A 14,361-nucleotide genomic window follows, 5' to 3' on the forward strand; every position below is an offset into this window, starting at 1 on the left:
GCTTATGAACTTTTGTTCACTTCTGAGCCAATAGTGAACAGCAATTAAATATCTCGTTTAGGCATAATTGAGCTATATACAAGTTGTCAGTTTGCTAATGCCTCTTTTTGCATGTAATTATTCCGTAACTTTTCGGATACTTGCTCCCACAAGTTTTGCGAATATATTTATCAAAAATTAATCCTTTTTTACTGACAACGTAATAATCTTCTTCATTTACTGATTGAGTGTCAGAGTCGTCACATTTTGCATCAATGACTTCAAGAGAGTAGAAATTAAAGTATGCTTTTTTTATGTTGTACCTTGTAAGTGTGCGAATTTTTGGTAGTTTTCCATTTTCAAATTTCTCTGTCTTTAACAAAGATTTAGCTTGATCTGCAGCATTAATAAGTGCGCAGACCCCATCGGGATGAGAATCGTGCCAAATTGGGAATGATTTCCTTATATCTTTTAGTCCAATCCTTGGATTTATGTAATTGGTTTCTTCGCCAGCTCGCTCAGTCTCTTCTATAGTAATAACCAGATTATCAAGAGGTACAATACTATCGTCTGCACATACGTTGCTATATATAAGCATTACAAGAAGGAATAAAAACGCATGCACTAATTTATATTTATTCATAAAAAATTATTCAATATTTTATTTAGACAATAAATTTATATATAAATATTAAATAATGCAAACGATGAGAATACTCATGTAACTCGTTGAATGTCCACTATGTGTCGAAAGTGGTCATTAATAACGATTCTAGATTAGTATATTTGAGAATGCTAATATTATCTAAATTTTAATGATTATTTATGAAAGTAAATGACTTAATATTAATACAGAGTAATATTATGAAAATAATTGATTAATAATATTCTTGGTAGCTATAAAATTTACTGGCACAGCAAACTCTAATGTATTTGTATGTTATTTTGATAATAAATTCTAAATGATTGAAGAAATAAATCTTAAATTTGGCCGAGCAGCTAAGCTTGAACCTGTCACGATTAATACATCAGCAGTGACAGTGTTTGTTGGGCCCAATAACTCAGGAAAAAGCAAAGCATTAAGAGAAATTTTTGAGTATTGTAAATCGGGAAATAAAAATCCAGATGCTGTAATTATCAATAATATAGCATTTAGTAGTTTCAGTTTGCATAAGGCTGAAGAAATATTAAATAAAGTAACTTTAGCACGTAGAAAAAACGAACACCTAAATCAAGGGAGCATAATAGTTGGCAAACGAGGAACTAGACATCAAATAGACAAAAGTCAATTATTAGATGCACTTCAAAATCCAAATCAAAATCAAAGAGTAATTTGTCCATATTACCTCGAATACAATACATTACTGCTTGATGGTAAGAGTAGAATAGGATTGGTAAATGAGCAAAATGCAGGTGACTTACAAGAAAATCCAAGTACAAGTCTACAAGTATTAGTGTCAGATGACTACAAACGTAAAGAAATAAGAAGAATAGTTTATGACGCATTTAAAACATATTTTGTAATAGACCCAACTAATCTAGGTAAGTTACGTATTCGTCTTTCTGATACTGAACCTAAAAATGATATCGAAGAAATTGGAATTCTTAAGCCATCTACTGAATTTCATTCTAGAGCAAAGCATATTAATGAAGCGAGTGATGGAGTTAAGGCATTTACTGGTATGTTGACTGAAATTATTGCGGGAGACCCGAATATTTTACTCATTGATGAGCCAGAAGCGTTTTTACATCCAGCTTTATCATTTAATTTGGGGAAAGAAGTTTCACAAGCCAGTTTAGAGGCTGAAAAAAGATTATTTATTTCAACACATAGCCCATCATTTGTTATGGGTTGTATTCAGTCTGATGCACCAGTCAATATTGTTAGGCTCACGTATAGAGATAGCGTTGCAACAGCAAGAATATTACCAAACGATGACATATTAAAACTGATGAGAAATCCGCTATTGCGTTCTACTCGTGTAATGTCGGGTTTATTTGCTGAATCAGTAATAGTTACAGAGTCTGATACAGATAGGGCATTTTATGAAGAAATAAATGAGCGATTATTAAGATTTAACCCAGATTTTGGTATACCAAATTGCTTATTTATAAACGCACAGAATAAACAAACAGTTCATACGATTATTCGACCACTTAGAGAGTTAGGAATACCAACTGCAGGAATTATAGATGTAGATATACTTAAAGAAGGTGGATCAGTTTGGGCTCAATTCTTGAGTGGAGCATTTGTTCCAGAAATAGTTAGAAATGCATTTTCTCATTCCAGATCTGATTTAAAGAAAAAGCTTGATGAATCTGGATTAAATATGAAGAAAGATGGCGGTATTGATATTCTTGATTCAGATGATAGGCAAGCTGCGATAGATTTATTTGATCAATTAGATGAGTATGGACTATTTGTTGTTAGAAATGGTGAGTTAGAATCATGGTTAAAGACATTGAATGTGACTGGCCATGGACCTAGCTGGCTAATAAATATTTTTGAAGAAATGGGAGAGGATCCAGACTCTTCTAATTACTTAAAGCCATCAAATAATGATGTATGGATGTTTATAGGTTCTATAAAGAAGTGGTTATTAAATCAAAGTAGAAAGGGAATACCAACTTAGTATGTATAAACTGGTATATTTTTAGTTATTTTTAATATTTATAGGGTATTGCTGTGGAGCAAGATCATTTAGATAGTATTTGGAATGAAAAGCCTAAAGTCATCCGTAAGTTTCTAGATTTACTTCCATTACATGAGCGATTATGTGAGGAAGTTGAGTTTATTTTGGAATGTTTGTTAGAAAAATATGATATCGAAGTATCTACTATTTCTAGTAGAGCTAAGTCTTTGAATAGTTTTTGCGAGAAAATGTATAGAAAGTCATATGATGACCCATTTTCACAAATGGGCGATCTATCTGGAGCTAGAATTGTTTTTTTGTATATGGACGACTTGAAGCGTATTGAGAATTTGATTGAAGAAGAATTTGAAATAATAGAAAAAGAAAATAAATATAATGAAGAGGAAGTCGAAAAATTTGGATATGGAGCGTTGCATTACATAGTAAAAATTAAAAAAGATCAAAGCGTAGCAATATATGATGATCTAAAAGATATAGTATGTGAGATTCAGGTTCGTACAATCCTGCAAGATGCATGGGCAATAGTTGCTCATCATTTAGCTTATAAACAAGAAACTGATGTACCAGTAGCACTCAGAAGAAAATTAAATGCATTATCTGGGTTATTTGAAACCGCAGATGATCAAATTGATCAATTGAGAGTCGCTAGGCAAGAATATATAACAGCAGTTGAGCAAGATATATTATCGGAACATAAGCTATCATTAAATCAAGATATTAATTTAGATAATTTAAAAGCTTATTTACATTCAAGATTTCCTGATAGAGAGCATTCTGAGTCTGACAGTGTTTCAGCACTATTCGAACAATTAAAAGAAATCAATTATGTAAAGCTTAAAGAACTTGATGATAAAGTTGACAAAGCAATCAATGCAGTCATAGCTAAAGAAAAAGAAGATCCACCTGAAAATCAAACTACAAAGCAAAAAACAAAATATACTGATGTAGGTCTAGTGCGTATGGCATTAACATTCTCAGAAGAAAAATATGCGAAATTGATCTCTTCAGGCTTTGCAGCTTTAATGAAAGAAAAATATAAACACTTGCTATAAATCAGATAAACATATCAATTATATGCCTGCTGAAAATAGTCTAGAGGATTTTCGAAAAAATCATCCTCATCCAGATCAATTAGGAATAAATACGCTGTTTAAGTTTTATGCAGGTACACAATTTATAGAAACTCTTTTTATTTCTAAAGAATTGTATCATTCTCTGCCAGAGAAGTTTAATGACCCTTTTGAATGTAAGCCTAATTTTTCATGGCCAAAACAGCCAGCAAAAATAAAAAAAATAAGAGAACATTTAATAAAAGTAATTCGGGAAAGTGGAATAACTAAAAGGCAATCAGAAAAAATTGTATCCAATGCAATGATAGGATCTCCACATGAAATGATTGCTGGTGCAGCAATTGAAACATTCAAAAAAATTAGAATTTGTTGTTTTACTAGTGATAACAAAAATTTACTTTTTTGGGCTCATTACGCAAATTCTCATAAAGGATTTTGTATTGAATTTGACTGTACAAAACTACCAATTAGTAATTCATTTAAAGTTAATTATCAAAATGAATACCCAGAAGTTACCTATCCGCCTCAAAATGATGAGAGAGCATTTGAAACCGTATTGATGAAGTCTAAGCACTGGCAGTATGAGAATGAGTTCAGATCCGTATTTATACCAATAAATATAGTCCAGCAAAGTATATTACAATCGATGATTAGTGATAATTTAGAATCACTAAAATTGAAAGGAGATGAGATAATAAATATCTACTTGGGAGCGAGGATAGAGGAACATACAGAAAAGACGATAATTAATTTAATTAATAAGAGTTCATTTAACCCAAAAATATGGAAATCAAAATTATCAGATTCCTCATTTGAATTGAAGTTTGAAGAATATATTCCAAAATAAGAACTTTCGTTTAAATTTGCTAATTTATATCTAAAAATGACTCCTGATAGTATGTTGCACGGTGTTCAGGTCTGTTTCGCGTATATCGATCGTTCAACACGCGTTGATCTAAATGACCAGTTTGACGCTGACGTAATGCATCGTCCATTCCACGCTCCACTAATTGAGTTGCATTCTCTACACGGATGTTATGCACGATCAAATTAGGTCGACCCAACACATCTCGACACGCATCTTTAAATAATCTCCAGACATAATTGCCTTTACTTTTCTCTTTGAGTTGCGGAAAAACAAACACACGCCCATCTTCGGTGTCACGATCCCAGACTTTCATCATGGCATCCACGGCTAACGGAGTCAGCATAACGATTTTTGCTTTACGATTTTTGTGTTGCTTGCCAGGGATTTTAATGTGAGCTGGGTAATCGAGCTGTACCCAATCTTTTTGTAACTTCACGACCTCGCTACGTCGCATCGCCGTTTCATACAAAACAACTAAAGCCAGCATCACATCATGATTAATCGGTTTGATGTGCTCAAGTACAAGTTTAAATTCCTGTGGGGTGATGGGTTCTTGGTCTTTGCGCCCACGGACTTCATCATCCGCACGGGTATCCATCGGGAGTTGGGGTTCGAGTGGCCAATCAAATGGATCCATGGGACGCCAGCCATAGTTTCGCCGGGCATAATCCAAGACACGTTTAATCGCTTCGATTTCTTTTTTGGCGGTGACCACACTGACACCATCATCATCGACGCGTTGGTAGGCATACTGTTCCAAGCTGCCAGATGAGAATTTGTGGAGTCGCAGATGGCCTAATCGCTTTTGTACACCTCGATAGAGGTTAGCCCCATTGTCACGATACGACTTAAATCGCATCACGCGTTTCTTAATGTAGTCTTCACACAAGGCGCCGAACTCATTCTCGGTCGGGAGATGACCTTTTTCTAAACACAGCGTGGAATAGGGAGCAGATTTGGGTTTGAAGGTGCGGATGAGGTCGTATTCCAGGTCCTCGGCCCAGCGTCGAGCGAGCAATTTATCGTCAAAACGTTTCCCAAAGCGTCGGCCATCGACACTCACTTGAGCAAACCACTTTTTGCGTTGTTTATCGAAAAAGACACTCGCCATAAAAGCCTCCTTCTGGCTATTGTTATCGGGTGGTAGTAGTTAATTGCCACCAGGGGCGCCTCAGCGAAGGAGTAAGCGGTTGATTCAGTTGACAATGGGTAGGAGCAAGGTATTCTTCCCGCTCCAAATCGAAAATTCCACATATTTAAATTGACGCTAAACATTGCTTCTGAAAGAGCATGTTATCGTCAAAACGTATGTGAAATGTCGAAAATGCAAAGCAGCAATAACATATTAAATAAACCAAACAGTTAGAAAAATATTGGTTATAATTCGCAGCTTCGTGCAACAGCTCAGAGCTAAATTGCTGGCTTTGCCTAAGTATATAAGTGTATTAAAAACAGGAAGTTACCAATACTTCCTAAAGTAACTAATCATGCAAAAAACTGATCTCATTCAGAGCATGTGGAACCAGTAACAAGTAAAAACCACGGCGAGTTGGCAGAGTGGTGATGCAGAGGCCTGCAAAGCCTTGTACAGCGGTTCGATTCCGCTACTCGCCTCCAGTTACTTTGAAAGCAAAGTAATAACCGCAATACCCAATGCCCGGGTGGCGGAATTGGTAGACGCAAGGGACTTAAAATCCCTCGCCTTCACGGGCGTGCCGGTTCGATTCCGGCCCCGGGCACCATATTTACAAGCGGATATTATTTGATGATTTACTACTTAACTATCGAGTACTGTTCCGCAAGCGACTAGGCGAACTTCTGGCGGCGGTTTATCTGAAGGGGTGTCGTGATCAGGGTTTAGTAAGTGTAAAAATTCTTTTGCCTGTTTATATAATTTCTGATCATCGTAAATTTGCCTTGTTTCTGATTTTTTAGAATAGTCATTAACTGTTTCTTGCGGTACTTCTATAACTACTGTCCTTGATTTCTTTCCTGAATATTTTGGATTATTAAGCTTCCATGATGCAGTAACAAGGAAATCATTGCTTTGACTGTTGGAAGTCAGTAATGCGTTTTCAGGAAATAATGGATGGAGAATGGTTAACCAACGAGAATGTATATTTTTGTCCATAGAGGGTCCCATAAGAGCATTACATTATGTTCATTATCCGATATAAAAATAATACTTAATTGATTTAGAGCAATTACACTAAAATTTATGAAATAGAACTGCTGAATCATTATTAAAACTATTATATGTTCCTATAAATATTATTATTTGAAGTTAAATTGCTATATATCAATGTCGCTGACAAAGTATCTTGTTATAAAAGTAATAACGACATTGATAAGAGGCACTTATATGTCTGACAATAAAATTGTATGTACCAAACCATATTTTACAATTAATACATCATGTGAATGTGCTGGTAAGACAAGTTTTAATCTGAATAACGCCAATAAAAGAAATAAAATAAAATTATATAAATTTAAAAGAGCGCCAGACCGCGATTACGTGGGAAAATATTGTCTTGTGGATTGGGTAGACGATACTGCAATTATTGACTGCTCATTAATTCATGAATGGGATTAGCAATTATCTTTAATAAATTTATATGCAGATAAAAAAGCTAAAATAAAACTCAATTTGAAACAAATAATGGCATGGTTGAGTTTTCAATTAAATATTTAGTGGTGCCACCAAGTACAATTTCTTTAAATTTGGAATGTCCATAAGCACCCATTACAATTAAGTCAGCATTATATTCTAATGCAGTTTCATAGATTGTATGTCCTGTTCCTTTTAACAATTTGTTAGGAGTGAATATCTCACAGTTAATAAAATGATGTTTTAGGTGCCTTTGTAATTGTTCGCACCTTTTCATATTCTCTTTCTCCTTTTTTTCGCTCTTTGAAACATTTACAATTTGAATGTTTTCTGCTTGCCTTAAAATGGGGAGGGCATCATGAACGGCTCTGGTTGCTTCATGGCTTTCATTCCATGCAATAATTATTCTTTTAGGCAAGTTAAAAACTTTTTTTAAATCCGGTGTAATTAATAAAGGACGTCCTAGTCTCGTCGTGAAGTAATCACATAATTGATGTGATGTTTCTACACTGTAGTGAGAATATGTCGCTGGAGCAATTACGAGATCATTGTAGCGTGCATTTTCAATAATAAAATTTAAGTCTAAGCCTTCTATAGTTTTCCATTCATGCTGTATATGATGGCTTTCTGCGATCTTGGTAAATGAATCTTCAAGTTCTTTAGCATGTTTATTTGCCCGATCGATTTGATCGGCAGCAGTATACGATGACGCATCCGGATACATGCCCCCATATATTGGAATCACAGGGAATGGGATCATATGCACACCTGTTATGTGTGCATCAAATGATTCTGCATAACATAATGCTGTTTCAATTCTGAATGCATTGGAATCATTGGAATCACACAAAACAAGTATATCTTTCATTGCGACACTCGCATTTGTTTGAATTTGAAAAAATGCTCTTCCTCAAGGCTATCCTGCTTTGAGGAAGATGCAAGATTACTTAACATTAACAGATATCTTTTTAGGTTTTGCAACTTCAGCTTTTCCAACCTTTATTTCTAAGACACCTTTATTTGAAGTTGCTGACACATTTTCTAAATCAGCTGTTTCAGGGAGACTGAATCTCCTATAAAAGCTACCATGTAAGCGTTCTACACGTGAATAGCCATCTTTTTCATCCTTTGATTCGCTTTCACGTTCACCTTTGACAGTTAAGTAGCCATTTTCCATGCTGACTTCTATATCTTCAGGGTCCACTCCAGGAACATCTGCTTCAATTAGAAAATGGTCTTCCTTTTCAGCGATATCAACTGCTGGCGTCCAATTGCCAGATGTTAAAGTATTATCATCATCCATTTCCATGTTGAAAAATCTGCTTAGATCTTTCATTTGAGGAAATGCATTAATGAATGGGTCTCTTGGTACAAGTTTCATTATTTACCTCCGTGCTGGTTAAAGAATATTAATAACAGTCGTTATTATCGAACTTCTACGGCAGTAAATATTGATAAAGGTCAATTTATAATGTCATTTCCATATGGTTAAATAATTCATTATAGAATTGATATAAATCAAAAAGAATTCTTATGCTAAATATTATGCTAAGAACATCATTGACGAATCAAAGTCAAGAATGATAAATATTTATGAACAGTAATATTATATATACATCAAATTCTATATGTTCATATTACGGTATTAATAAAGATGTATTATCTGATATGGTCTTATGGGGTATTGCTTCACCATCTGGTTGCTCACCTGATACATGGTTTTTTAATCAAAGCGATTACGATAAAATAGGTCGTGCATATAGATTTCACAGAGATTTGGAAATTAATATTCCTGGAGCTGCAATGATTTTAGAATTGTTGAGTGAACTAGATAAAGTAAGAATTGAAATTCATCAATAATTATCTGTTAAATTATATTTTTATTATTTTTCTCTTGAGTTATTCTCCTTTTAGGCCATTTATTTTGCAATATTTTCGAGTCTTTCCATATCAACTACTCTAATGTGCCTGCCTTGAACTTCAATTAATCCTTGATCCTGAAAGCGTGTAAAAATTCTACTAATAGTTTCAACCGCTGCTGATAAATAATTACCAATGTCTTTTCTAGAAATATTTAATGTAATTTCACTATCAGAAAATTCATGTTGTGAATTTCTCTTTATCAATCTAAGTATAAAAGTAGCAAGCTTTTGTTCAGTGTTCTTTGTTCCTAACATAAGTGAGTGTTCTTCCTCTTCGATTATGCGGCTGCTCATGTGATTAAGCAGCCTTCTGTAAAGCTTAGGTGTTTGTGATGCAAGATTTAAATATTGTGCTAATGATATACTACAGAGAAAAGTAGTCTCTAATGCTTTTGATTCTGTAATATGTTTTTGTTTATATAGACCTTCAAGTCCAATTACGTCACCTTGTATGGAAAAATTTAGTATTTGTTCTCGACCTTCTTCATCAATCAAGGTGTTTTTAAGAGAGCCACTTCGTATTATATAGATAGCATCAAACTTATCTCCAGACTTGTACAAAAATTCACCGCGCTGAAGTTTTTTGGAATGCTTGGCGATAGAATTAAACTCCAATAATTCATCGTCATTTAATTCACCTGATAAGCAGTTTTTATGTTGCAGACATCCATTACAATTAAGAGTTTTAATTGTAGACACAGATGTTGATTTACTGTCTGAGCATTTATATGAACTAGCAATAGTCATTTGATGAATTCCCTCGCTAAATATGGCCAATTCCTACTTATATTGTGTCACGTATGAGAAATTTCAATTTATAAAGTCATATTATTACTTGATATATATCAATTTCGATAAAATAATTTGTGTTAATTTTAGGAAAATTAAATGAAAGAACTAATGTAAATGCTAGCAGGAATCATTTTATTAATATCTGGAATACTCATAGCGTTATATCCACCTTTATTATCGTTAATTGTCGCTTCGTTGCTTATCACCAGTGGGGTCATAACGTTAATAATTGCATTTCAAAATCGACGATTGCCACAAGAACTTCAAAATCCAATACTAAGAATATTCTTCAGAATATAAAATAATCGATACAAAGATTAAGTACATATAATACTCTGTAAAGAAATCTATACTTAATTGATGCATATCAATTCAATAAAATATAAGTATTTATATAATAGTAAGCATGTCGTTATTAGTCATACTAGTCGCGAGGTGATACTGATGTTTCGTAATATAAAACAAGATATTATTGTATGGACACTTATGGTTATTTTATTCATTGCTTTGGCTCTCATGTCACAAGTCGTTAGTGGCTAAAATCTACTATACTTAATTAAGTGGTCCTGAGGTTATCATATCTTTCTAATTTTGAGGTTATACAAAACTAATCTCAGAATTTATATACTTCATCAAGCATCACTGCTTTGGCTTTAAATTAAATCTAATAAATACAAATTATTTCTAATAAAATTATTCGCTAGTCGAATCTTGTAAATAAATGTTGATTGATATCAATCGTATCTCAATCGATATATGTCAATATAAATGTGCATTACAAACTTTACTCAAGAGAGTCGGCTATGTTCGCAAATTATGAGGAATTAGAGAAGTTAAAAATAAGCAAAAAAAAATTAGAAAGTAAAATTCAAGCTATAGAAGATGATCTAAGAAAAGGCTTGAATAGACGTGGACATGAACAGGCGATTCAACTGGAAAATTATGAGGTTTTATTAGAGTTGCTCAGAGTGACTGAAAACAATTTGCACGATGTTAACAGGAAAATTTATCAATTAGAGAATGCGGTCAGTTAATGACTGCAAAATTTAGAATGCTACAGTTAATCTGCAGATTCTATATCAGTATTGATTGGAGGTAGGTAATGACGGTTTCTCAGAAAGAACATTTAATAGAACAAAGAGTATTAGAATACGAGTCTAAATTAAAACACATTGATGAACTGATAAATCATGCAGAAACACAGGTAAAGTCATGTGACGTTCCTAGTCATGTTGAAGATGAACTTACAATGATCAAGTCCATGCGCGATCAGCTAGCAGACAAGCATGAATATATTGATGAGTTATCTTCCTCTAACTGGCAAAGTGAAACAATAGAGCACGCAGGTCCTATGGCAATATGGGATACTGTTGCTCAAAAAATTGAGATGCTTATAGAGAAATTTGATTCTCAACATAAAAACTAAGCTGCCGCTATTCGGCAAAGATCGTACTATTCTACATTGTTAATGGTTGTAGGCTCTTCCGTAGAAGGGCTAAATCCACGCGCACGTAATATTGATATCACTTCATCAGTAATATCTGTTGAAGGGTCAAACCAATGTGACTAAACTACTCAAACATAATGCAATAATGGCGTTTTGATAAAATTATTTTAAAAATAATCTATAAAACAGGAAATTATGCAAGCAGATTTACTTACAAAAGTAATTCTTCCCATCGCTCTCTTTTGTATTATGTTTGGGATTGGTATTTCTTTAAAGCCTATAGATTTTAAAAATATTATTAAGTCGCCAAAAGTCGTGGCAATTGGTCTTTGTGCGCAAATACTGTTGCTTCCAATAATTGCTTTTATCATTGCTATTACATTTACGCTTTCTCCAGAAATTTCTGTGGGCTTGATAATCATTGCTTTAGCACCTGGCGGTGCCACATCAAATATGTTTGTTTATTTGTCTAAGGGCGATGTGTCTTTATCGATTACCTTGACTGCTATAGCAAGTTTAATCACACCTTTCAGTATTCCTATTTTTGCTGATGTTAGTATGAATTATTTTATGGGAAGCAATACAGCTTTTAGTTTACCTATTGCTACAACAATTGTGCAATTATTCGTGATCACTGTAATTCCTGTTGTTTTAGGCATGCTTGTTTTGTCTTATTGGAAAAATTTAGCAAGAAAAATAGAGCCTATATTTAAATGGCTGTCTATTTTATTTTTGATATTTATTATTGCTTTAATTGTTGTGAAAAATGCAGGCAATATGGCGAGCTTTTTTGCTCAGGCAGGATTAGCAACTATAGTTCTTAATGTGATTGCATTGTTGGTGGGGTATCAACTTGCTAAATTCGCAAAGCTTTCTCATCCTCAGTCTATCACTATTGGTTTTGAAGTTGGCATTCAGAATGGAACCTTGGCTTTAGTCGTTGCGGGTACCTTAATAGGTAATAACGTTATGATGATTCCCGCTGTGACTTATTCATTAATTATGTTTTTCAGTGGGAGCATATTTGGTTGGTTGATGAATAAGCAACTTTCCAAACAGGAGTCCTAGTATTTAATCAAAGTATCACTTCTCTAGTTCGAATGATCACCGTGTGAGAAAAATCTGCAATTCCTGCTAATCTACATATACATCTAATTGACCTATATCAATGTATAAAATTCTTTAAGTATTAAATTAGAATGGATTGAATGAGTTTAAAGAAGCATGAATAATTTATTAGATAAATTGCATAAGGATCATATAAATTTCATTAAACTGTTTGCGTTTATTGAGTTACAACTTGAACGCATTAAGAATTGTGAAGTAGTAGATTTTGAAACAATTCTAACTTCGATCAAGTACATGAAAGATTATTCTGATGAGATCCACCATCCACTTGAAAATATTATTTTTAAATACTTTCTTGATCATTATGATGCAGAGCGGGATGTAATTACCCAGTTAATGGGTGAACATGAAAATATGCCACTTTTGACAGAAAAACTTATAAATATGTTGCAATGCGTCATAATCGAGATGCCTATTAAAAGAGATGAATTTTGTGATGATTTGTCAAACTATATTTGTATTCAAAAAGAACATATGAACTATGAAGAGTCTAGTATCTATCCAGCTCTATATGCACATTTAAACGACAATGACTGGCAATCATTGAAGAGTGAAGTAGATGATGTCAACGACCCATTATTCGAAATCCCAAGAAATGAGAGTTATCAATTACTGTTTAATAAAATTACATCATCTATATAGTAGAGGTGATTATGAAGATGATCTGGTTAGATTAGACTGCGCTCCAAAACTCCATTCTTATCAATTTTACTGAAAAAAACAAAATTGGCTGAAAGCACGTAGTTTAGATAATATGGCTATTACCAAAGAATAATCGATCTGATTAATCTGCATGGTAATAGTCATCTTCACCAAATTGGAGCATTGAGCATTGAGTAATAGTATCACCTTACGAAAACCAGACGATTGGCATGTGCATCTTCGTGATGGAGACATGTTGGCAATGGCGCTGCCAGCAACGGCAGAAAATTTTGGCCGAGCCATAGTCATGCCAAATTTGACGCCTCCTGTGGTCACAAGTGCTCAAGCATCTGCATACCGGGAGCGTATTCAACAACTGTTGCCTGAGAATAGTCGATTTGAGCCTCTTATGACATGTTTCTTAACCGATGCAACAGACCCAGACAATGTTGCTAAGGGATTTGCCGATGGAGTACTAACCGCCGCAAAAATGTACCCGGCCAATGCTACAACGAACTCTGCCTCGGGTGTCAGTGACGTCAGAAAGATCTATCCTGTACTTGAGCGTATGCAGCAAATTGGAATGCCACTGCTTGTTCATGGTGAAGTAACGGATAGAGAAGTAGATATATTTGATCGCGAAAAAATATTTATTGATAATATCTTGACCAAGCTGCGTTCAGATTTTCCAGAGCTCAGGATCGTTCTAGAGCACATCACCACGGCAGATGCTGCACAATTTGTGAGTGGAGCAGGGGCCTACACTGCCGCTACGATTACCCCACATCACTTGATGATCAATCGCAATGCGATGTTTAATGCTGGTATTCGTCCACACATGTACTGTCTACCAGTCGCAAAACGTGAACGACATCGGTTAGCTTTGCGTCAAGCGGCGATCTCTGGAAAGTCATGTTTTTTCCTTGGCACGGATTCAGCGCCACACTTGCGTACAGAAAAAGAATCAGCCTGTGGTTGTGCCGGAATTTTTTCTGCACCCGTCGCGCTAGAATTATATGCGCAAGTGTTTGACGAGGAACAATCGCTAGACAAACTTGAAGGATTCGCATCTATTCACGGGCCAAAGTTCTACAATAAGACTGTGAACGAAGAAACAATCACATTAGTCAATATTACATGGCAACCTCCAGAATCAATAGTGGTCAGTGGCAATGATGACGTCTGTGTTTTCGGTTCAGAGCTAGAGCTTAATTGGAGACAGGAAAAATAGGAACAAACAACAGAGTCACT

General features: G+C 34.5%; 16 protein-coding genes and 2 tRNA genes. 12 read left to right on the forward strand and 6 right to left on the reverse strand.

From position 1 onward, the window contains the following. Nucleotides 1-94: 94 nt before the first annotated feature. Entirely contained in the window at nucleotides 95-577 is a 483-nt protein-coding gene (locus R8G33_02980) for a hypothetical protein (protein MDW3094618.1), read from the reverse strand. Between the two features lie 364 nt (nucleotides 578-941). Here R8G33_02980 and R8G33_02985 point away from each other — a divergent pair, with 364 nt between their 5' ends. The 3 genes from R8G33_02985 to R8G33_02995 are packed head-to-tail and all read left to right on the forward strand — an operon-like array spanning nucleotide 942 to nucleotide 4,550. Continuing rightward, nucleotides 942-2,612, forward strand: a complete 1,671-nt coding sequence (locus tag R8G33_02985; GenBank protein MDW3094619.1) for an AAA family ATPase — start codon at nucleotides 942-944, stop codon at nucleotides 2,610-2,612. A 53-nt stretch (nucleotides 2,613-2,665) separates the two neighbouring features. Next, nucleotides 2,666-3,685 (forward strand): hypothetical protein, encoded by a 1,020-nt coding sequence (locus R8G33_02990; protein MDW3094620.1) that lies wholly within the window; start codon nucleotides 2,666-2,668, stop codon nucleotides 3,683-3,685. A 22-nt stretch (nucleotides 3,686-3,707) separates the two neighbouring features. Further along, a complete protein-coding gene (locus tag R8G33_02995) occupies nucleotides 3,708-4,550 on the forward strand; it encodes a DUF2971 domain-containing protein (protein MDW3094621.1) in 843 nt (280 codons plus the stop codon). A 19-nt stretch (nucleotides 4,551-4,569) separates the two neighbouring features. Here the strand turns inward: R8G33_02995 and R8G33_03000 are convergent, their stop codons facing one another. Continuing rightward, nucleotides 4,570-5,430: a tyrosine-type recombinase/integrase gene (locus R8G33_03000; GenBank protein ID MDW3094622.1), complete on the reverse strand. Its 861-nt coding sequence runs from the start codon at nucleotides 5,428-5,430 to the stop codon at nucleotides 4,570-4,572. Between the two features lie 684 nt (nucleotides 5,431-6,114). Here R8G33_03000 and R8G33_03005 point away from each other — a divergent pair. Next, a tRNA-Cys gene (locus R8G33_03005) sits at nucleotides 6,115-6,188 on the forward strand. Between the two features lie 38 nt (nucleotides 6,189-6,226). Beyond that, nucleotides 6,227-6,313, forward strand: a tRNA-Leu gene (locus tag R8G33_03010). A 35-nt stretch (nucleotides 6,314-6,348) separates the two neighbouring features. Here the strand turns inward: R8G33_03010 and R8G33_03015 are convergent. Next, the gene (locus R8G33_03015; GenBank protein ID MDW3094623.1) at nucleotides 6,349-6,702 is read right to left on the reverse strand and encodes a hypothetical protein; all 354 of its coding nucleotides are present in this window, start codon (nucleotides 6,700-6,702) and stop codon (nucleotides 6,349-6,351) included. 231 nt (nucleotides 6,703-6,933) lie between these two features. Between R8G33_03015 and R8G33_03020 the strand changes: the two genes are divergently transcribed. After that, a complete protein-coding gene (locus R8G33_03020) occupies nucleotides 6,934-7,164 on the forward strand; it encodes a hypothetical protein (protein ID MDW3094624.1) in 231 nt (76 codons plus the stop codon). Between the two features lie 49 nt (nucleotides 7,165-7,213). Here the strand turns inward: R8G33_03020 and R8G33_03025 are convergent, their stop codons facing one another. Together R8G33_03025 and R8G33_03030 are read right to left on the reverse strand one after the other, a co-directional pair. Beyond that, nucleotides 7,214-8,047 (reverse strand): universal stress protein, encoded by an 834-nt coding sequence (locus R8G33_03025; protein MDW3094625.1) that lies wholly within the window; start codon nucleotides 8,045-8,047, stop codon nucleotides 7,214-7,216. Between the two features lie 75 nt (nucleotides 8,048-8,122). Continuing rightward, nucleotides 8,123-8,560, reverse strand: a complete 438-nt coding sequence (locus R8G33_03030) for an Hsp20/alpha crystallin family protein (GenBank protein ID MDW3094626.1) — start codon at nucleotides 8,558-8,560, stop codon at nucleotides 8,123-8,125. Between the two features lie 212 nt (nucleotides 8,561-8,772). On the opposite strand from R8G33_03030, the gene R8G33_03035 reads away from it, so the two are divergent. Further along, nucleotides 8,773-9,039 carry a chaperone modulator CbpM gene (locus R8G33_03035; protein MDW3094627.1) on the forward strand — a complete coding sequence of 89 codons (267 nt, stop codon included), beginning with the start codon at nucleotides 8,773-8,775 and terminating at the stop codon, nucleotides 9,037-9,039. A 59-nt stretch (nucleotides 9,040-9,098) separates the two neighbouring features. Here the strand turns inward: R8G33_03035 and R8G33_03040 are convergent, their stop codons facing one another. Beyond that, complete coding sequence (locus R8G33_03040; GenBank protein ID MDW3094628.1) at nucleotides 9,099-9,848, reverse strand: helix-turn-helix domain-containing protein; 750 nt, start codon at nucleotides 9,846-9,848, stop codon at nucleotides 9,099-9,101. An 848-nt stretch (nucleotides 9,849-10,696) separates the two neighbouring features. Between R8G33_03040 and R8G33_03045 the strand changes: the two genes are divergently transcribed. From R8G33_03045 to pyrC, 5 genes are all read left to right on the forward strand, one after another. Beyond that, the gene (locus R8G33_03045) at nucleotides 10,697-10,927 is read left to right on the forward strand and encodes a hypothetical protein (protein ID MDW3094629.1); all 231 of its coding nucleotides are present in this window, start codon (nucleotides 10,697-10,699) and stop codon (nucleotides 10,925-10,927) included. 68 nt (nucleotides 10,928-10,995) lie between these two features. Beyond that, nucleotides 10,996-11,319, forward strand: a complete 324-nt coding sequence (locus R8G33_03050; protein MDW3094630.1) for a hypothetical protein — start codon at nucleotides 10,996-10,998, stop codon at nucleotides 11,317-11,319. Between the two features lie 216 nt (nucleotides 11,320-11,535). Continuing rightward, complete coding sequence (locus tag R8G33_03055) at nucleotides 11,536-12,408, forward strand: bile acid:sodium symporter family protein (protein MDW3094631.1); 873 nt, start codon at nucleotides 11,536-11,538, stop codon at nucleotides 12,406-12,408. Between the two features lie 156 nt (nucleotides 12,409-12,564). After that, entirely contained in the window at nucleotides 12,565-13,110 is a 546-nt protein-coding gene (locus R8G33_03060) for a hemerythrin domain-containing protein (protein MDW3094632.1), read from the forward strand. Nucleotides 13,111-13,300: 190 nt separating this feature from the next. After that, nucleotides 13,301-14,341, forward strand: a complete 1,041-nt coding sequence (gene pyrC / locus R8G33_03065) for a dihydroorotase (GenBank protein MDW3094633.1) — start codon at nucleotides 13,301-13,303, stop codon at nucleotides 14,339-14,341. Nucleotides 14,342-14,361 lie beyond the last annotated feature (20 nt).

It is taken from the genome of Gammaproteobacteria bacterium (assembly GCA_033344735.1).
GTDB lineage: Bacteria > Pseudomonadota > Gammaproteobacteria > UBA4575 > UBA4575 > UBA1858.